The sequence below is a fragment of the Sporosarcina ureae genome (genome assembly GCF_029267015.1).
Lineage (GTDB): Bacteria > Bacillota > Bacilli > Bacillales_A > Planococcaceae > Sporosarcina > Sporosarcina ureae_D.
In genome coordinates this window covers 14,350-31,901 of record NZ_JARIEA010000059.1, presented here as the reverse complement: position 1 = coordinate 31,901, position 17,552 = coordinate 14,350, and the positions used below count along the sequence as shown (strand labels likewise).

20 protein-coding genes are annotated in these 17,552 nt (G+C 42.1%); 18 read left to right on the top strand and 2 right to left on the bottom strand.

Annotated elements, in window-relative coordinates; genetic code table 11:
- Window positions 1–3 precede the first annotated feature (3 nt).
- A complete protein-coding gene (locus Q7P97_RS09090; protein ID WP_303968885.1) occupies window positions 4–387 on the top strand; it encodes a hypothetical protein in 384 nt (127 codons plus the stop codon).
- Window positions 388–467: 80 nt separating this feature from the next.
- On the opposite strand, the gene Q7P97_RS09085 is transcribed toward Q7P97_RS09090, so the two are convergent.
- A complete protein-coding gene (locus tag Q7P97_RS09085; protein ID WP_303968884.1) occupies window positions 468–1,823 on the bottom strand; it encodes an S-layer homology domain-containing protein in 1,356 nt (451 codons plus the stop codon).
- A 118-nt stretch (window positions 1,824–1,941) separates the two neighbouring features.
- The gene (locus Q7P97_RS09080; protein WP_303968883.1) at window positions 1,942–2,331 is read right to left on the bottom strand and encodes an OsmC family protein; all 390 of its coding nucleotides are present in this window, start codon (window positions 2,329–2,331) and stop codon (window positions 1,942–1,944) included.
- A gap of 129 nt (window positions 2,332–2,460) precedes the next feature.
- On the opposite strand from Q7P97_RS09080, the gene Q7P97_RS09075 reads away from it, so the two are divergent.
- The 17 genes from Q7P97_RS09075 to mdh all read left to right on the top strand — a co-directional run bounded on the left by Q7P97_RS09075 (window position 2,461) and on the right by mdh (window position 17,213).
- The gene (locus Q7P97_RS09075) at window positions 2,461–2,595 is read left to right on the top strand and encodes a YfhE family protein (RefSeq protein WP_303968882.1); all 135 of its coding nucleotides are present in this window, start codon (window positions 2,461–2,463) and stop codon (window positions 2,593–2,595) included.
- Between the two features lie 142 nt (window positions 2,596–2,737).
- Window positions 2,738–3,682 carry an alpha/beta hydrolase gene (locus Q7P97_RS09070; RefSeq protein WP_303968881.1) on the top strand — a complete coding sequence of 315 codons (945 nt, stop codon included), beginning with the start codon at window positions 2,738–2,740 and terminating at the stop codon, window positions 3,680–3,682.
- A gap of 106 nt (window positions 3,683–3,788) precedes the next feature.
- Window positions 3,789–5,219 (top strand): GAF domain-containing sensor histidine kinase, encoded by a 1,431-nt coding sequence (locus Q7P97_RS09065; protein WP_303968880.1) that lies wholly within the window; start codon window positions 3,789–3,791, stop codon window positions 5,217–5,219.
- The gene (locus tag Q7P97_RS09060) at window positions 5,212–5,781 is read left to right on the top strand and encodes an ANTAR domain-containing response regulator (protein ID WP_303968879.1); all 570 of its coding nucleotides are present in this window, start codon (window positions 5,212–5,214) and stop codon (window positions 5,779–5,781) included. Before Q7P97_RS09065 ends, Q7P97_RS09060 begins: the two co-directional genes overlap by 8 nt.
- Window positions 5,782–5,940: 159 nt before the next feature.
- Window positions 5,941–7,209 (top strand): ethanolamine utilization protein EutH, encoded by a 1,269-nt coding sequence (gene eutH, locus Q7P97_RS09055; protein WP_085427589.1) that lies wholly within the window; start codon window positions 5,941–5,943, stop codon window positions 7,207–7,209.
- A gap of 22 nt (window positions 7,210–7,231) precedes the next feature.
- Window positions 7,232–7,573 carry an ethanolamine utilization microcompartment protein EutS gene (eutS, locus tag Q7P97_RS09050; protein ID WP_085427588.1) on the top strand — a complete coding sequence of 114 codons (342 nt, stop codon included), beginning with the start codon at window positions 7,232–7,234 and terminating at the stop codon, window positions 7,571–7,573.
- Window positions 7,574–7,585: 12 nt separating this feature from the next.
- The gene (locus tag Q7P97_RS09045; protein ID WP_303968989.1) at window positions 7,586–8,083 is read left to right on the top strand and encodes a EutP/PduV family microcompartment system protein; all 498 of its coding nucleotides are present in this window, start codon (window positions 7,586–7,588) and stop codon (window positions 8,081–8,083) included.
- Between the two features lie 237 nt (window positions 8,084–8,320).
- The gene (locus Q7P97_RS09040; RefSeq protein ID WP_303968878.1) at window positions 8,321–9,766 is read left to right on the top strand and encodes an ethanolamine ammonia-lyase reactivating factor EutA; all 1,446 of its coding nucleotides are present in this window, start codon (window positions 8,321–8,323) and stop codon (window positions 9,764–9,766) included.
- 14 nt (window positions 9,767–9,780) lie between these two features.
- Window positions 9,781–11,145, top strand: a complete 1,365-nt coding sequence (locus Q7P97_RS09035) for an ethanolamine ammonia-lyase subunit EutB (RefSeq protein ID WP_303968877.1) — start codon at window positions 9,781–9,783, stop codon at window positions 11,143–11,145.
- 7 nt (window positions 11,146–11,152) lie between these two features.
- Complete coding sequence (gene eutC, locus Q7P97_RS09030; RefSeq protein ID WP_483315743.1) at window positions 11,153–12,154, top strand: ethanolamine ammonia-lyase subunit EutC; 1,002 nt, start codon at window positions 11,153–11,155, stop codon at window positions 12,152–12,154.
- 16 nt (window positions 12,155–12,170) lie between these two features.
- Window positions 12,171–12,815: an ethanolamine utilization microcompartment protein EutL gene (eutL, locus tag Q7P97_RS09025; RefSeq protein WP_303968875.1), complete on the top strand. Its 645-nt coding sequence runs from the start codon at window positions 12,171–12,173 to the stop codon at window positions 12,813–12,815.
- A gap of 73 nt (window positions 12,816–12,888) precedes the next feature.
- Window positions 12,889–14,358 carry an aldehyde dehydrogenase family protein gene (locus tag Q7P97_RS09020; protein ID WP_303968988.1) on the top strand — a complete coding sequence of 490 codons (1,470 nt, stop codon included), beginning with the start codon at window positions 12,889–12,891 and terminating at the stop codon, window positions 14,356–14,358.
- 23 nt (window positions 14,359–14,381) lie between these two features.
- Complete coding sequence (locus tag Q7P97_RS09015) at window positions 14,382–14,666, top strand: BMC domain-containing protein (protein WP_085132129.1); 285 nt, start codon at window positions 14,382–14,384, stop codon at window positions 14,664–14,666.
- Between the two features lie 33 nt (window positions 14,667–14,699).
- Window positions 14,700–15,569 carry a phosphate propanoyltransferase gene (gene pduL, locus Q7P97_RS09010; protein WP_303968874.1) on the top strand — a complete coding sequence of 290 codons (870 nt, stop codon included), beginning with the start codon at window positions 14,700–14,702 and terminating at the stop codon, window positions 15,567–15,569.
- A 16-nt stretch (window positions 15,570–15,585) separates the two neighbouring features.
- Window positions 15,586–15,891: a EutN/CcmL family microcompartment protein gene (locus Q7P97_RS09005; RefSeq protein WP_085132127.1), complete on the top strand. Its 306-nt coding sequence runs from the start codon at window positions 15,586–15,588 to the stop codon at window positions 15,889–15,891.
- A complete protein-coding gene (locus Q7P97_RS09000; protein WP_303968873.1) occupies window positions 15,866–16,207 on the top strand; it encodes a BMC domain-containing protein in 342 nt (113 codons plus the stop codon). The genes Q7P97_RS09005 and Q7P97_RS09000 overlap by 26 nt, the downstream gene beginning before the upstream one ends.
- Before the next feature lie 55 nt (window positions 16,208–16,262).
- Window positions 16,263–17,213: a malate dehydrogenase gene (mdh, locus tag Q7P97_RS08995; RefSeq protein ID WP_303968872.1), complete on the top strand. Its 951-nt coding sequence runs from the start codon at window positions 16,263–16,265 to the stop codon at window positions 17,211–17,213.
- Window positions 17,214–17,552: the final 339 nt, after the last annotated feature.

Genomic DNA, 17,552 nt, shown 5'->3' with positions numbered 1-17,552 from the left:
TTTATGAACAAGCGACACATAAAGACTCTGTGGTTTATTACGAGTTTAATACCTGCACCATTCTTATTTCATTTTTATGAATATGGTCAGTATATAAAGCGCGAAGACGCCTCTTATCTACTCCTGGCTTGTATCGTATTCATTATTATAACTGGTATATTATCAAGTACAGTGAAAATCCGTTACGTATTCTTAATTAATATCATTACAGCCGCAATTTCGCTCGTGTTAGCTATGAATTTCATCACGGAAGACGGTGGATGGTTCAAACCATTTGGCCGGGATGTCGTTATACTTCTAACGGCTATTCCGTTTTTCATCGGCCAAGTGCTAGTAAGGATGATAACTAAGCCCATAATCATTCGAGAGAAAAAACGACATGCCTAACTCGGCATGTCCACTTTACTGATTACTATCTCTATAATCTTAAAGCGGCACACCTCTAAATAGAGATGTACCGCTTTTACTTATTTCTTCAAATTATGTTTCTTACCTGCCTGATCCGTCACAACTAGCTGCGTAGACGTAACTTCCATGTCTTTTGCTAGTACATTTGAAACTTTACTAGTCTTCTTATCCAACAAATTATATTTATAAACACCTGTTTTGTTGAAATAATACATAGTAGATAAATCATACGCTACTGATTTATTGTTTTGGCTCACTTGATTACTTTTCGAATTAGCCTCTACTTCATCGAAAATCACACGAGCATCGAAGTTCAACAACGTTTTTTTGTTTTTGCCGTCCATAGTGACCGAATACAATGTCAATGGATCATCCATTGGCTTAGTAGGGTCGAACTTGGAATCAAAAACACGATCCTTGTTCTTTTCAAGAGTATAATAGATACGGTCATTCAAGATGAACATGTTACGAAACTTCTGGTCAAGTGGAATACTACCAATTGTGTAGCTCCAGTCATTCACGTTTAATTTTATTACATTGTAACCAGCGGGCATTTTACTACTTGCATTGATTAGGTTCCAATAGGGAATGAAGATTTCATCATTGTATAGAACCATCTGGTAACCGGACATTAATAGCTCACGATTTATACCGTTATCTGGCATTTTCGCACTATCCAAAATGGCTGAACGTGTTCCTGCCTTTTTGTTTTCTTTAAATAACTTCGTAGACTCCTTGTCTTTGGCAATTGTATATAAGAAGCCATTCTGTTCAACCGTCTTTCCTTTTACACTGACATATGAATGATAGTCTTTGAGTTTCATCGAGTCATCCAAAGCACGTACTAAAAATGCAGCAAATTGGGATCTTGTAACCGAGTCTGCAGGCATGTATTTACCTTCAGAACCGCCCGTAATTCCTTTTTTCGCAATCCCATTAATATCAGGGAATGACCAATGCGTTGGCGAAACGTCAACAAATGTTGCTTGGTTGTCTGTGGGTATTTTAAATGAACGTCGAATAATCGCAGCCATGTGCGCACGTGAAGTATCTTCACCAGGACGCATGAAACCATTGTCGCCTTTCATAATTCCTTTTTCGCTTACTGTTGCAAGGATCTGATAGTATGCGGACTTTTTCGAGACGTCCTTAAACTGAACTGTGGGATTTTTCACCAAAGGAATTTTCAATGCTTTAATAAGCATGGAAGATGCCTGCGCCCGTGTAATAGGGTCATTTGGCTTAAACGTGCCATCTGGGAAACCCCCTATAATATTACGGTCAGCCAGATACATAATTTCTGTTTTTGCCCAATGCTTATCTACGTCAGAGAACTGTGTGGCAGCCTGCGCTTGAAATGGTGTTGCTGCAAAGACTAATAAAACTGCTAACAACCCAACTAATTTATTCTTCATAAAGGTAGACCTCCTTTTAGATATTCTATTCATTATACAGGAATTTCGATGGAAAAATAAGGTCCTTTAAACATCGAAACCGACAAAAGAGAGAACTCTCTTGCCGTTTCATTGGAGATTATTTAGCGACAATCTCGTACGTTTTCACCACTTCAATACAACCGATAACAGATTGTAACATGGAACAATTCTTCTCTGTGAGTTCCATGATCCGAGGCATTTTCTCTTCTGAGATAGTCGATCCGATGACTGTGAAATGAAGATGAATCTTCAAGAGACGACTTGCATCATCTTGTGAACGTACAACTTCTTTCACTTCCACGGTAATATCATCTGCGGGGACACGCATTTTATCTAGAACTTTTCTCATAACACCACCACCACAAGCTGCAATCGAAGCGACCATCAGCTGGTATGGACGAAACCCTTTTTCTTCATTAGACGAAATGTGTAGAGTGCCAAATTCGGTTTCGGTGTCAAAACCATGTTCTGTCATATGGAATTTCATGTGATCAGCTCCTTATGCAGTTAGTATACGTGGTTTTAAGAAGAAAACCAAAGAAGGATAACTGATTAACGTGTTTAATTTCATCTTTTCGTGGAACACTGAAAGATAGAAGGAAAGGAGTGTTGAGGCTTGAGTGAAAACAAACCGCCACACAAAACACTAACAGAAAAGAATAATGGCCTTTCATCCGCGCAGGAAGTATTATATGCAAAAGATTACAAGCGAGCAGATAAGGCTACCGAGCAAGATAACAAAAAGAAGTAAAAGGAAAAGTAGTGAAACAGACGTGCCCCAGTAGTTGTTATCCAACTACTGGGGTTTTTCTCATGAAATCGTCATAACGTAATACTTGCTTTCACTGTACAATAAGAGAAAATGCTTAGACAAAGAGAACGAGGACATTGAGATGAGAAAAATAAGATGGAAAAAGGTTGTCTTTTTACTAGTCACTATCATTATCGTATTTCAGATAGCAGGAAGCTTTTTCTTCTACGACTTAGCTATCAAGCGTGGACCGAAAGACTTTCTAACAGGCAATGCGGATTTGAAAGTATCTGCTGAGACAATGGAAGTTTTTTTAAATGGAGATTGGCTTGACTGGGTAGATCAACAGGAATTTGAAGAAATTCATATGACATCAAAAGATGATCTGGACTTGATGGGTTATTTCTTGCCGGCACAAAAACCGACTGACAAATTGGTGATTTTAACACATGGTTATTTAGGGAACGCAAAACAGATGGGGTTATATGGTCAATTTTATTATGAGGAGCTTGGCTATAATATTTTCATGCCAAATGCTAGAGGACATGGAAAAAGCGGTGGTGACTATTACGGTTTTGGTTGGCCAGATCGTTTAGATCTCATTGATTGGACAAAGTTGCTCGGCGAAAAGCTGGGGGCGGATACGGAAGTGATCTATCACGGTTTATCGATGGGTGCTGCTACAGTTTTGATGGCGAGTGGTGAGCTACTTCCTGAACAAGTGAAAGCCATCATTGCAGATAGTCCGTATCAATCCGTTTATCAATTGTTTGCCTATCAACTGGACAGAATGTTTCATTTGCCGGCATTTCCGTTACTCGACAATATGAGTTTGTTGACGAATGCTAGGGCGGGGTATTCACTTAAAGAAGCAGATGCGTTGAGTGCGGTTAAACGCGCGACTGTACCGATCCTGTATATTCATGGCAAGGCAGATACATTCGTGCCAACAGAAATGGCAAAAGAACTTTATGAAGAGACAAAGAGTGATACGGCATTATTTTTAGTGGATAACGCAAATCACGGAGAAGCGTTTGTGATGGATCAGGAAGCATATAAAATGAAAGTGAAAAGTTTTCTGCAATAGTATTTAGTAATATTGAATCTGCAGATTGACCTCTCTCATTAACCGTCTTATACTAATTTTACACAATAGGGGAAGCGGTATTCTTCTCATTAAAGGTCGTGGTGTATTGGTAAAATCAACAGTAGAAAAACTTTGTAAACAGCATACTGAACTGACAGATCAAGATGTGAAAATTTTAGAGGAAATGGCGTTTAGCCTGCAGACGTATGCCGATTTGTCCGACTCCTATATGTTTATCGATTGCAAATTAAAACCAAGTAATCAGGCGATTGTTGTAGCGGAAGCCTTTCCAGTTGGTAGTACACCGCTATATAATAACTCAGTTGTTGGAAAGATCGTCTTTGAATCTTTTGAACCGGGTGTGTTTTATTCCTATCGCAATGGAAAGAAATCCATCATACGACAAGCTATGACACAAGAAGGTATCGTAGTGGATCAGACCGTAGTGCCCATTAAGAATACAAATCATCAAGTGATTGGCGTACTGATATCAGAGAAGCAGGTAGCGTCATCCACTTCAACAGATAATGCAAAGAGATTTTCGGTCATAACAGAAACAGCGGAGGACCAGATGACCAATTCAGGACTTGGCGTTGTTTCAGATTTATTAATGGAAATGCTTATTTTGACAGACGAAAGTAATCGATTAGTCTATGCAAATCCTTCAGGCTTAAAACTTATTACGGAAATGAGTAAGCAAGATGATGTACTAAATCGTGATTTATTGGAATTGTTACCTTTTTTACAAACAGTTTATACACAAGAAGATGATGTGTTCGTTTTCGAACTAACCATTGAGCGCAAAAACTTAATAGTGAAAAAGATAAGAATGCGTGAAAAAAATAAATCTCAGGAGACGTTATTAATTGTTCAAGACATTACCGAACTTCGCACAAAAGAAAAAGAATTAATGATGAAATCGGTCGTCATCAAAGAAATACATCATCGTGTGAAAAATAATTTACAAACAGTGGCAAGCCTTATAAGACTACAAATGCGTAGTGGAATGCCTGCGGAAAGTCGCTCTACTTTTGAAGAAACCCTTAATCGAATATATAGTATTTCGTCGGTTTATGAAATTATTCTTACAAAGGAACATGCGGACGATGATGATGTAAATATCATAAATTTGACGAGAAAAATATGCTCGACTATGGTGTTAAATGAATATAATTTGAAAGTAGACTTGATTATTGAGCCAAATGGCAATAAAATAGTAACAACCTCTAAGAAAGCGGTTTCAATTGCGCTAATCATAAATGAGCTGATTCAAAACTCTTTAAAACACGCATTTCAAGGCAAAGAAGAGGGAATTATTGATGTGGAATTTACTGTAGATCAAGACTTTGTAGAACTTCATGTATCCGACAACGGCGTTGGAATGAAGAATCCACAAACATCACTTGGTACGGAAATCATCCACAATTTGGTGACCAATGACTTGAATGGTGAGTTTCTATATGTGCCCAGGGAAATCGGGACTCATGCAGTAGTCAACTTTCCAGTGGGTGCGGAGGTGGAAATTTTTGATGAGTAAACGAATCTTGATAGCCGAAGATGAATCGATCATTCGCATGGACCTAAAAATGACCTTGCAGGACCATGGCTATGAAGTAGTTGGGGAAGCGGGCGACGGGGACAGAGCGATTGAGTTGGCCTTCTTGCATAAACCAGATTTGATTTTGATGGATATCAAAATGCCAAAGATGAATGGCCTGAAATCAAGCCGGATCATTGGAGAACAGCTAGATATACCCATCCTCATTATAACCGCGTATAGCCAAAAGGAATTCGTAGAAAAAGCGCAACAAGATAATATAGTGGGATATTTGGTCAAACCTATATCGGAATCTAATTTAATACCTGCCATTGAAGTAGCTCTTCACCAATCAAGTAAAGCCAAGCGACTAAAAAAAGATGTTCAACAGGCTAAGCAAGAAGTGGAAAAGCGAAAAGTCGTGGAGAAGGCAAAAGGTATTCTGATGAATATGGAACAATTAACCGAGCAGCAAGCATTTAAAAAAATGCGTGATACGAGTATGTCACGGCAAATGACAATGGAGTCACTTGCCGTGGAAATTATAGATTCGCACAAGTGAATAGATCTAAGCAAAGACGCTTAAAGAGATACATTCTTTAAGCGTCTTTTTGTTTTAATTTTTCGCGGATTGGACATGAATTAAATCAAAGGGTGGTGTCTTTTTAGCTGGCGCGTAAGAAACAATATTACAATTAAATAGTAATAGGAGGAAACCTAAATGGAAATGATCGGTACAGTAATTGTATATATCATTATGGCCTGTGCAGTGGCAGGGGCATTTGCATCAATAAAGAATCCTGAAGAGGGATTAGGTAAAGAATTTATGTCTGGGTTACACGCAGTAGGACATATCTTCGTTCCAGCAGCAGGAATCATGGCATCTATACCCTACTTAACATGGTTCATCAGTAAATTTATCGGACCGATCTTCAACTCAATCGGAGCAGATCCTGCAATTGCCGCAACTACTATACTGGCTTCGGATATGGGTGGTTATCAGTTAGCGGAAGCACTGAAAGTAACAAATGAAGGATGGATTATGGCGTTAATCGTCGGTTTCATGTCGGGAGCAACGATTGTTTTCTCTATTCCGATGGGACTTGCGATGCTTGATAAGCGAGATCATAAATACATGGCACTTGGTATTATGTCGGGTGTTTTGACAATTCCGATTGGCGCATTTATTGCCTCTGTTTTAGTAGTAATATTCAACACGGATGTGCGTGATGTGATTAGCACGACAGCTACATCTAATTATGAATTTGCAATTAGTTATTTACAGATTTTCATCAATTTATTGCCATTATTAATTTTTGTAGTATTGATTGCGGTCGGACTGAAGTTCGTTCCCCGCATTATGATTAACGGTTTTATGATTTTTGGACGCGTGATGGACGCTGCCATTAAATTAGTGTTAGTGTTTTCTATCGTTGAAGTATTTACAGGCATTTTCACTAAGATCTTTGGTGCGTGGGGCTTCGATCCAATTATGGCGGATGAAATAGACCAATTCCGTGCACTTGAAACAGCGGGATACATTGGTATTATGCTAGCGGGTGCGTTCCCAATGATTTATTTAATTAGAAAGTATATGGGCAAACCTTTAGAATCTGCTGGGAAAAAGATTGGACTTTCACCTGAAGGAAGTGCGGGTTTACTTGCGACTGTTGCGAATATCTTGGCGATGTTCTCATTGGTTCGTTACATGAGACCAAAAGACAAAGTCGTTAATATCGCATTCGCAGTTTGTGCGGCGTTCTTGTTGGGTGATCACTTATCATTCACGGCGAACTTCCAACCAAATATTATTTTACCGGTTATACTAGGTAAATTGAGTGCGGGTATCATCGCAATTATTATTGCGTATAAGCTTTCTGTTCCAACGGCATTAAAGCTAGAGAAGCAAGATCGTGAAGCTGGAATTATTAAAAAGGGCGAGTACGAAAATGAAAACGTTGAACCAGAAGCTCCTGCTGCTAAAGCATAAAACTATATAGGGAGTGTGTATAATGAGCGAAGAAAAGAAACGGTTTATACAGGAATTCGTTCCGGGAAAACAGCTTACACTCAGTCATTTGATCGCTAATCCCGATCCCGATATGTTTCAGAAGTTAGGTATACAGGAAGCGGGTGCTTTAGGTATCCTTACGTGTACACCGAGTGAAACGGTCATTATCGCTGGAGACTTGGCAACGAAAGCGGCCAATGTCCGCATCGGATTCCTCGATCGATTTACAGGCAGTCTTGTCATTGTGGGCAGTGTCTCAGAAGTAGAGATGGCGATGCTTGAGATTAACCGGTTTTTATCCGAGAAGTTGAACTATACGCCAGCGGAAATTACAAAGTCATAAGGAGTGAGGATGATGCGAAACAAGGCGATGCTAGTCGGTGCGGTACGAGCGGGGAAGTCTACATTAACAAATGCTTTATTGGGCCGAAAAGTAGAAGCTTTCAAAACGCAGACGCTCAATTATTATGATTGGATTGTTGATACGCCAGGAGAGTATTCGGAAAATCCGATGTTCTATAAAAACATCATGGCTACTGCACTTGAAGTGACACATGTACTGTACTTGCAAGATGCAACAAGTGAGAAACTTATATTCCCGCCAGGATTCAGCATGGGTATCCCGAAACTTCCGGTTGGTGTCATTACCAAGTGTGATCTACCTGAAGCTGACCTAGAGCGTTCACTCGACATGCTAAAAACCGTTATGAACCAAGGCCCCATCGTCATGGTTTCATCCGTAACAGGCATGGGGGTCGAACATTTGAAAGAATTAACAAAGCTAAACAACCTCACAGCAATGCAGCAATACGTAGAATCATCAGCCGATCCACACTTGATTTATCTCGGGTAATCTTCTTTACAGTTAGTAAGGAATTTGATATAGTCAATTGTATACAAGTGAATAAAAACGGCAAAGGTGCCTTTACATCCCGTGGGAAAATCCATGGGTTTGTAAAGGCGCCTTTTTTATATCAAAAGATCGAAACGACCCGAGGGACTGGCATCCGAAACTAGACACAATCAAAAGTGCATGACGCTGTCGAGCTCCGGCAGGCGTTGAAATATATAATCAGGAAGGGGTGTGGGAGTGAGCAATTTCAATAAGCACGAAACGATTATTAGTGCAGGCATTGATATTGGCACAAGCACGACGAAACTGATTATCAGTCGATTTTCGCTACGTAACGTGGCAGGCGCAACGCATGTGCCAAGAATAGAAATTACAAACAAAGAAATACTCTATAAAAGCCCTGTATTCCGGACGCCATTGCAAGACGCAGTGACGATCGATGTAGCGGGAGTCCAACAAATTATCCGCTCTGAATACGACAAAGCAGGAATTCAGCCTTCGCAGATTGAAACGGGTGCTGTTATTATCACCGGTGAAACCGCTACCAAGCGGAATGCCAGTGAAATGTTACATCAATTGTCTAACGAAGCGGGCGATTTCCTCGTAGCAACTGCAGGACCTGATCTAGAAGGCATCATTGCGGCTAAAGGTTCAGGCAGCTATGAATCGTCCGGAAAAAGCGGGCAGGTCATCGCCAATATAGACATCGGTGGAGGAACAGCCAATATTGCAGTGTTCAAGGACAAGCAGCTCCTTGGCACATGTACGATGCATATTGGAGGCCGATTAATCGAATTTGAAGGCGGCAAAGTGCGTACTATCTCACCGCCAGTCGAACGATTACTGCAAGAGCAAGGTTACACATTGCAAGTAGGTGATCCGCAAAATTCTTCAGCCGTAATATTCGTAACGACGTATATGGCAGAAGCAATGGGGCGAATCTTAAAAAAAGAAGTCCATGCACAAGATCGAGTACTACTACTCGGTCATGAACCGAATTGGTCGCCGGCAGTCGATACAATCGTCTTTTCAGGTGGTATTTCGGAGTGCATGTATCATCATGAATCCGGTGAAGTCCAAGAAGCACAATACGATGATATAGGTGTGCAGCTTGCGGAGGCCTTGTTGCGTAACACTTCACTACAGCATTTCACTTGGCAGGAGCCGATAGAAACTGTACGTGCAACCGTATTAGGTGCAGGAACGCAGACGACTGAAATTAGTGGAGCCACCATTCAAGTTGCTCCGCATGAATTACCATTAAAAAACATTCCAATTCATCAATATGATTTTAAAGAAGATTTAGCAACAGGTTTAGAACATTTTGAAGACGCAGTAAGGCAGGCGGTTACTTTATATGACTCAGCCAAAGAAGGGCAAAACTTCGCGCTCTACTTATGCAATTTACCCTATCTAGGGTTTCGGGATGTGCAGAAGCTTGCAAAAGCAGTTGTCCAAATCATGAATCAGCGGCCACGTCCTGAACAGCCCATTATCTTGGTCATTCAATCAGATCACGCCAAGGTGATTGGTCAGACACTCGCGGCATTACAAGTGAAACAAAGTATTATTTGTATAGATCAAATCAATGTGGAAACAGGCGATTACATCGATATCGGCAAAGCACTCACTTCGGGTGTAGTACCGGTTGTCGTGAAAACCTTAACTTTCCACACAACGTAAAGGAGGTCTCGTACGTGAATTTATCCACTACATTGGGCGGCGAACGATATGTGTTCCATGACTTAAAAGAAGTGCTAGCGAAAGCGAATGAAGAGAAATCCGGTGATCGCCTTGCAGGAATTGCGGCAGAAACGGTCCAGGAACGAATCGCTGCGAAAACAGTTGTCAGTGAGTTGCTAGTAAGCGATATCCGAAATAATCCACTCATTCCGATCGAAAGCGATGAAGTGTCACTTATTATCGAAAACGATATTAACGAGAAGGTTTACGGTGGAATCCAGAATTGGAGTATCGCAGAACTACGTGAATATATTTTAAGTAATGAAGTAGGCGACCGTGAATTAAAGCGTCTCAGTAGGGGATTGACTTCTGAAGTCATCGCCGCCGTTACGAAATTGATGTCCAACTTGGACTTAGTGCACGCAGCAAATAAAATCGAAATTCTATCTACATGCAATATTACAATTGGCCAAAGAGGTACATTGTCTTCACGTTTGCAGCCGAACCACCCAACTGACAACATCGATGGAATTCTTACATCATTGAAAGAAGGCTTGTCGTACGGTATTGGTGATGCAGTGATTGGGATCAATCCTGTAGATGATTCTGTAGAAAGCGTAAAGCGTGTACTGAATGCAACAAAGGATTTCATAGATGAGTGGGAAATCCCTACGCAAAACTGTGTACTTGCACACGTTACAACGCAAATGAAAGCGATTGAACAAGGTGCTCCTGCCGACATGATTTTCCAAAGTATCGCAGGAACTGAAAAAGCTCATCGTTCATTCGGTATTTCAGCAGAGCTAATAGCAGAAGCGAAAGACTTGTCATTAAAAATGGGTACAGGCACTGGTCCACAAACGTTGTACTTTGAAACAGGACAAGGTTCGGAATTATCCGCTGAAGCGCATTACGGTGTAGATCAAGTGACCATGGAAGCGCGTAACTACGGTTTTGCACGACATTACGATCCATATATCGTCAACACGGTGGTTGGATTTATTGGGCCTGAGTATTTGTACAACAGCAAACAAGTTATTCGTGCGGGCCTTGAAGATCACTTCATGGGCAAGTTACATGGACTACCGATGGGTGTAGATATTTGCTATACGAACCATATTAAAGCAGATCAAAATGATATTGAAGATTTAAGTATCTTATTATCGGCAGCAGGTGTGAATTTCATCATCGCAGCACCGATGGGCGATGACGTTATGCTGAATTACCAGTCCATGAGCTACCATGACGTAGCAACGGTTCTTCAGACGATGGGCAAAACACCAGCACCTGAATATTTAAAATGGCTTGAAAAGATGGGGATTTATGAAAATGGCATGCTAAGTAAGCGTGCCGGAGATCTCACACTCTTCAATCGATAGGAGGTGGATGAACTTGAATGAAGAACTGATTCAGCAAATCACAAAAATGGTCGTAGAAAAGCTAGAAGCTGCAAGCGGCAGTCAAACGGTACAACAGAATTCCGATGAGCAGAAAGTGGAGTTGTTTTCACAACAGCCTATTGGACATTTGAATGCAGAAACTGTGAAAAAGTCACCTAGTGGATTGGTGACATTCCATAGTACAGCGGAAGAGCCAAAGCGGAATATCGCTACGGTAAAACCAAAGCCAACGACGGCATACGGTAATCCGAAACCGAATCTAGAACCTGAAGCAGAGCCTGTAGAAGATAAATGGGCAGAGTATCGCAAGAAAACCCCAGCTAGAGTAGGGGTTGGACGCGCAGGTTCACGGCCGAAAACGAAGACATGGTTACAGTTTCGACTGGATCACGCGGCGGCAGTCGATGCGGTCTACGGTGAAGTGCCGGATGACTTGCTTGAGCAGCTAGGGTTATTCCAAGTGCAATCCAAAGTGGTGGACAAAGAAGAATATATTCGACGTCCGGATCTTGGTAGAAAACTTTCAGATGAAGCGAAGTCTGTTATTCAAGAACGCTGTAAAAAGTCGCCTGTCGTACAGATTGTCGCGTCAAATGGTCTAAGTGCGAAAGCGATTGAAGAAAATCTGGAAGATGTCTACTTGTCACTGGAACAATCGTTAAACAACTTGAATATCGAAATGGGAACAACATTCTACGTTGATAAAGGCCGAGTCGCTGTGATGGATGATATCGGTGAGTTATTGCAACCGGATGTAGTGGTCATGCTGATCGGAGAACGTCCTGGTCTAGTATCTGCAGAATCACTAAGTGCTTATATGTGCTACAAGCCAAGGCACGGCACGATAGAAGCAGATCGAATGGTTATTTCCAATATCCATAAAGGGGGAATCCCACCTGTTGAAGCGGGGGCATTCCTCGGTACGATCATACAGAAAATCTTAAAATACGAAGCGAGCGGTGTATCGCTCGTTCAAAAAGAAGGTTGAGGAAGGGGGAGGACGAATGAAAATCTACGCGGACATCTTGTCGATGCAAGTTATTCCAAACGTTAGTCCAGAGCTAGCTGAGAAGTTTAATCTGAAGCCCTATCAACGCAGTCTTGGGTTGGTGACGACGACAATTGATGACATTGGTTATACAGCAATTGATGCAGCTACGAAGCATAGCGACGTGGAAGTGGTCTACGCGAAAAGTTTTTACGCAGGTGCTGCACATTCTTCTGGACCGCTGTCTGGTGAATTTATCGGAATCATTGCTGGACCGTCACCGGAAGAAGTGAAAAGTGGTCTTGATTCGATTCGTATCACTATAGAGCATGAAGCGTATTTCGAAGCAATCAATGGAAATCCGGATCATGCGTTGTATGCGCATACCATTTCTAGCTGTGGCAGTTACTTAGCTGATATGGCGAATATACCAGTCGGCCAATCGATCGCATACTTGATTGCACCACCTCTTGAAGCGATTATTGGTTTGGATGCGGCCTTAAAAGCTGCAGATGTCACATTATGTGAACTCTATGCGCCTCCCTCCGAAACAAACTTCGGTGGCGGTCTGCTCACGGGTAGTCAATCTTCTTGTGAAGCAGCAGCTGACGCGTTCCGTGAAGCCGTACAGAACATGGCAGATCATCCGTTAAGTTATTGATAGAGAAGCATGTAGAAAGGAGTGTTTTAATTTGGTTCAACTAGTGGATAAGGATTTATTGGCTTTGCAGCAAATGCGCTTGGCCGTTCAAACTGCAAAAGAAGCACAAGAAAAATTCATGGGCTATACGCAACAACAAGTTGACAAAATAGTTAAAGCTGTAGCGGATGCCGCTTTTGAACAATCCGGCCGTCTAGCGCAATTAGCGGTAGATGAAACAGGCATGGGAGTAGCAGCCCATAAGAAAATCAAGAACGAAGTGGGTTCACGTGATGTCTATGAAAGCATCAAAGATTTGAAAACAGTGGGTGTCATCAAAGAAGATCATTTGAATAAAGTGGTGGAAATCGCTGCCCCATTTGGTGTTGTAGCAGCAATTATTCCAACGACTAATCCAACGTCAACAGCGTTCTTCAAAACATTGATTTCATTGAAGACACGAAATTCCATTGTTGTGAGTCCACATCCTTATGCAGTGGAGTGTACACATGAAGCATTAAAAGTATGTGATGCAGCAGCTGTTGCGGCAGGTGCTCCAGAAGGTTTAATCCAGTGTTTGACATTGGCTTCAATGGAGGCGACACAGCAATTGATGTCCCATAAAGACGTCAATCTAATCATCGCAACAGGTGGTAGTGCACTAGTTAAAGCGGCATATAGCTCTGGAAAACCGGCTTATGGTGTAGGTCCTGGAAATGTCCCCGTTTATATCGAACGTTCTGCGAAAATCGAAAAAGCGGTAAAAGATATTGTCGACAGTAAATCATTCGATTACGGTACGATTTGTGCAACGGAGCAAGCAATTGTTGTTGATAAGCATGTTGTAGACTTAGTTACACGTGAATTGAAGAAAAATGGTGCATATATTTTATCCGATGAAGAGAAGAAGATTATGGAAGGTGTCATCTCGCCGGTACCCGGCAAAGTGAATCCTAAAGTGGTCGGCAAAAGTCCGCAGTTCATTGCTAAAATGGCAGGCATTTCTTTACCAGAAGGCACTCGCTTGATTATCGGGATGGAAACAAAAGTGGGTAAAGACGTTCCGTTTTCATTGGAGAAATTATCACCGATCTTTGCGATGTATATCGTCGATGGTGTGAAGCATTCGAAAGCAGTATGCCTCGACTTGCTGAATCTTGGAGGACGTGGGCACAGCTTGGCGATTCACACGGAAATCGATGCAGTTGCACGTGAATTCGCCATGGAAATGCCTGTATCACGTATCTTAGTCAATACGATGGCTTCTATTGGTGCAGTGGGTGGAACGACAGGTTTGATGCCATCGCTCACGTTAGGATGCGGAACATTCGGCGGCAATATCACATCGGACAATGTTACAGCTAAGCACTTGCTAAACATTAAGCGAATGGCATACGGTACAAAAGAAGTTCAATTGCCGAAGCATTCAGAGCCTGTTGAAAGCTCAAATGATCAGCTTGTATCTAGTGTAATGAACAACGTTACAGCAGCGACAAACAGCAAGGTCGATCCAGCATTAGTACAAAGTTTAGTCAGTGAAATCGTTAAACAACTTACAAAATAAAACATTATTAGGAGGAAACAATTATGAACAGAGAAGGTACAGCATTAGGAATGGTAGAAACTAAAGGATTAATCGGGGCAATCGAGGCAGCGGACGCAATGGTGAAAGCAGCAAGTGTAAACTTAGTAGGTAAAGTACATGTCGGCGGTGGAATTGTAACAGTCATGGTACGTGGCGATGTAGGTGCAGTAAAAGCGGCAACAGACGCAGGCGCGGCTTCTGCACAACGCGTAGGCGAATTACTTTCTGTTCACGTAATTCCAAGACCACATAACGAATTAGAAATGATGTTACCAAAAAGCGAATAATCACTGCTGACACAGTAGAAAGGCGTGAACTAAATGAATCAGCAATTGATTGAGCAAATTGTCGGAGAGATTCTTGGACAACTGGGGAAATCCCCCGTTCAATTGCCGGAACGAGCGGTGCCCATTGCGGTTTCCGCCCGTCACGCACATTTACAGCCTGAACATGTGGAAGTATTGTTTGGCGCAGGGTATGAATTGACACAACGGTCCGAGCTATCGCAGCCGGGCCAATTCGCCGCCAATGAAACGGTGATGATTGCGGGACCTAAAAGTAGCATTGAACGTGTGCGTATTTTAGGACCTGTCCGAAAAGCGACCCAAGTTGAGGTCAGCTTTACGGATGCCATGAAGCTCGGCGTTAAGCCTCCACTTCGGGAATCCGGCAATATTGAAGGATCCGCACCGATTACTCTAATCGGACCAAAGGGTAGTGTGCATATAAACGAAGGTCTTATTATCGCACAGTCACATATCCACATGGCTCCCACGGACGCTTCACGCTTTGGCGTGGTAGACGGGGAGTACGTGACGGTCGAAGCAGATGGAATCCGTCCTATTGCTTTCCGCAATGTGCGGATACGGGTGAATGAACGCTATCGTCTTGAAATGCATATCGATACGGATGAAGCCAACGGTGGTTTCATTACACAAGGGTCTATTGGCCGTCTAGTGAAACCAAATGATACAACATCAGGACAAGCTGTGGGAGTAACAGAAACCGTTATAACGCCTGAACCTGTAAGTGTGCCACAGTCATTTGAATTTACTAAAAGACTATTGTCAGCTGAAGATATCGCTTTGATTTCTGAGCAGGAGATTTTAGTGAATAAAGGCACGATTGTTACAGCACTTGCGAGAGATACAGCACGGGAACTCGGTAAAACGATAACCAATAGAAAGTAGAAAAAGGTGATTTCGCATGCGAATGGGTAGAGTAATTGGTAATGTGTGGGCAACCCGCAAAGAAGATGGATTGTCAGGGCTTAAGCTGCTAATCGTCCAGCCGATTGATGCACACGGCAATAGTATACAGTCGCATATGGTCGCGGCGGATCGAATCGGGGCAGGAGTCGGTGACGAGGTACTTATTACGAGTGGTGGTTCCTCACGCTTCATTTTACCGAAAGAAAACCCGATCCCAATCGACGCGGTCATTATCGGTATTATCGATTCAACAGAAGTAAAGAGAGGTGATATACATGAGTCAAGCGATCGGAATGATTGAAACAAAAGGATTGATTGGATCGATTGAAGCTGCAGATGCTATGGTGAAAGCATCTAACGTGGAATTGGTATCACAGGAGATGGTGGATGGCGGAATTGTCACGGTCATCGTTCAAGGTGATGTCGGAGCAGTACAGGCAGCTGTCGATGCAGGTCGCGACGCAGCAGCGCGTGTTGGCGAGTTATTAGGTGCACATGTGATACCGCGTCCCGATGATTCAGTATACGGCATGGTGAAACCCTTAGTGCCGCCCACTCCAGAAATTCCGCAAATAAAGAAGTCTGCAGAGGCTAAGAAGGCACCGAAAAAAGACTGACGGTTGCTTATTAGCATATTTTCCATAATGAAAACTATAGAAAGGAGTGGTTTCCATGGCTTTCAAACGACATAAAATAGCAGTCATAGGAGCTGGCCACACCGGCTCAACCGTAGCATTGATGGCAGCGCAGAGGGAATTAGGCGACATCGTGTTGGTTGATATTCCGGACCTCTCCAATCCGACTAAAGGTAAAGCGCTAGATCTTCTTCAGACAAGTCCTGTGCAACAATTCAATTCCCGTATTACGGGTACATCCAATTATGAGGAGATTGAAGACGCTGCAATGGTCATCATTACAGCAGGCGTTGCGCGTAAACCAGGTATGAGTCGTGATGATCTAGTGACAACGAATGCTAAGATTATGCGTTCCGTTTCCGAACAAGTGAAGCGTTATGCGCCAGACAGTACTGTGTTGATTTTAAGTAATCCGGTAGATGCGATGACGTATGTATGTTACAAAACAACAGGCTTTCCTAAAAACCGTGTAATTGGACAATCGGGTGTACTTGATACGGCGCGTTTCAATACTTTCGTTTCGGAAGAACTGAATATTTCCGTAGAAGATATTTCGGGCTTTGTACTAGGTGGACACGGAGATGATATGGTTCCACTTGTGCGTTATTCATATGCTGGCGGCATTCCGTTGGATAAAATTATTTCGAGCGAAAGACTAGAAGCAATTGTCGAACGCACTCGAAAAGGCGGCGGCGAGATCGTCTCTTTGCTAGGTAATGGCAGCGCGTACTATGCACCAGCAGCAGCTTTGGTGGAGATGGCTGAAGCGATTATTAAAGATAAAAAACGTATCATGCCATCCATTGCCTACTTAGAGGGCGAATACGGCTATCAAAACATCTATTTAGGTGTGCCAACTGTTTTAGGAGGCAATGGTATCGAGAGTGTAATTGAACTTCCATTAACAGAAGAAGAACAAGCTGCGCTCGATCATTCAGCAGACTCTGTCAAAACAGTCATCGCGATTTGCGAAAAGCAACTGTCTTAACCACTACAAATCTCTCTAAGTCGTAACCAGGACTTAGGGGGATATTTTTATAGGTAGGGAAGTTCTCTTAGTCATTGAATGAGTGGGAAGTCATGCATATGCATTAAATAACTAACAAAAGTTAATGAAAAATCACAATTATAGTTTACTTTTATTTATGGAAATGGTACAATAAACAGAATTCATTGAATTAAAAAACATGCGTTTAGTACACGCACCTGGGAATATATATGAATTCATTTCTTTTCGCTTTCTAAATGTAAGCGCTACCAATTAGCCTTTTATCAATAAAAGCGAAGAAAGTGTTCTTTTATTTCCTAACAAGACATATACTATGAA

Coding starts and splice junctions, on each gene's coding strand:
- Q7P97_RS09085 (WP_303968884.1), bottom strand. CDS start 1,823: ATGAAGAATAAATTAGTTGGGTTGTTAGCAGTTTTATTAGTCTTTGCA.
- Q7P97_RS09020 (WP_303968988.1), top strand. CDS start 12,889: ATGCGCTTGGCCGTTCAAACTGCAAAAGAAGCACAAGAAAAATTCATG.
- pduL (WP_303968874.1), top strand. CDS start 14,700: ATGAATCAGCAATTGATTGAGCAAATTGTCGGAGAGATTCTTGGACAA.
- mdh (WP_303968872.1), top strand. CDS start 16,263: ATGGCTTTCAAACGACATAAAATAGCAGTCATAGGAGCTGGCCACACC.
- eutL (WP_303968875.1), top strand. CDS start 12,171: ATGAAAATCTACGCGGACATCTTGTCGATGCAAGTTATTCCAAACGTT.
- Q7P97_RS09070 (WP_303968881.1), top strand. CDS start 2,738: ATGAGAAAAATAAGATGGAAAAAGGTTGTCTTTTTACTAGTCACTATC.
- Q7P97_RS09060 (WP_303968879.1), top strand. CDS start 5,212: ATGAGTAAACGAATCTTGATAGCCGAAGATGAATCGATCATTCGCATG.
- Q7P97_RS09015 (WP_085132129.1), top strand. CDS start 14,382: ATGAACAGAGAAGGTACAGCATTAGGAATGGTAGAAACTAAAGGATTA.
- eutC (WP_483315743.1), top strand. CDS start 11,153: ATGAACTTGAATGAAGAACTGATTCAGCAAATCACAAAAATGGTCGTA.
- Q7P97_RS09045 (WP_303968989.1), top strand. CDS start 7,586: ATGCGAAACAAGGCGATGCTAGTCGGTGCGGTACGAGCGGGGAAGTCT.
- Q7P97_RS09005 (WP_085132127.1), top strand. CDS start 15,586: ATGCGAATGGGTAGAGTAATTGGTAATGTGTGGGCAACCCGCAAAGAA.
- Q7P97_RS09000 (WP_303968873.1), top strand. CDS start 15,866: ATGAGTCAAGCGATCGGAATGATTGAAACAAAAGGATTGATTGGATCG.
- Q7P97_RS09080 (WP_303968883.1), bottom strand. CDS start 2,331: ATGAAATTCCATATGACAGAACATGGTTTTGACACCGAAACCGAATTT.
- eutS (WP_085427588.1), top strand. CDS start 7,232: ATGAGCGAAGAAAAGAAACGGTTTATACAGGAATTCGTTCCGGGAAAA.
- Q7P97_RS09090 (WP_303968885.1), top strand. CDS start 4: ATGAACAAGCGACACATAAAGACTCTGTGGTTTATTACGAGTTTAATA.
- eutH (WP_085427589.1), top strand. CDS start 5,941: ATGGAAATGATCGGTACAGTAATTGTATATATCATTATGGCCTGTGCA.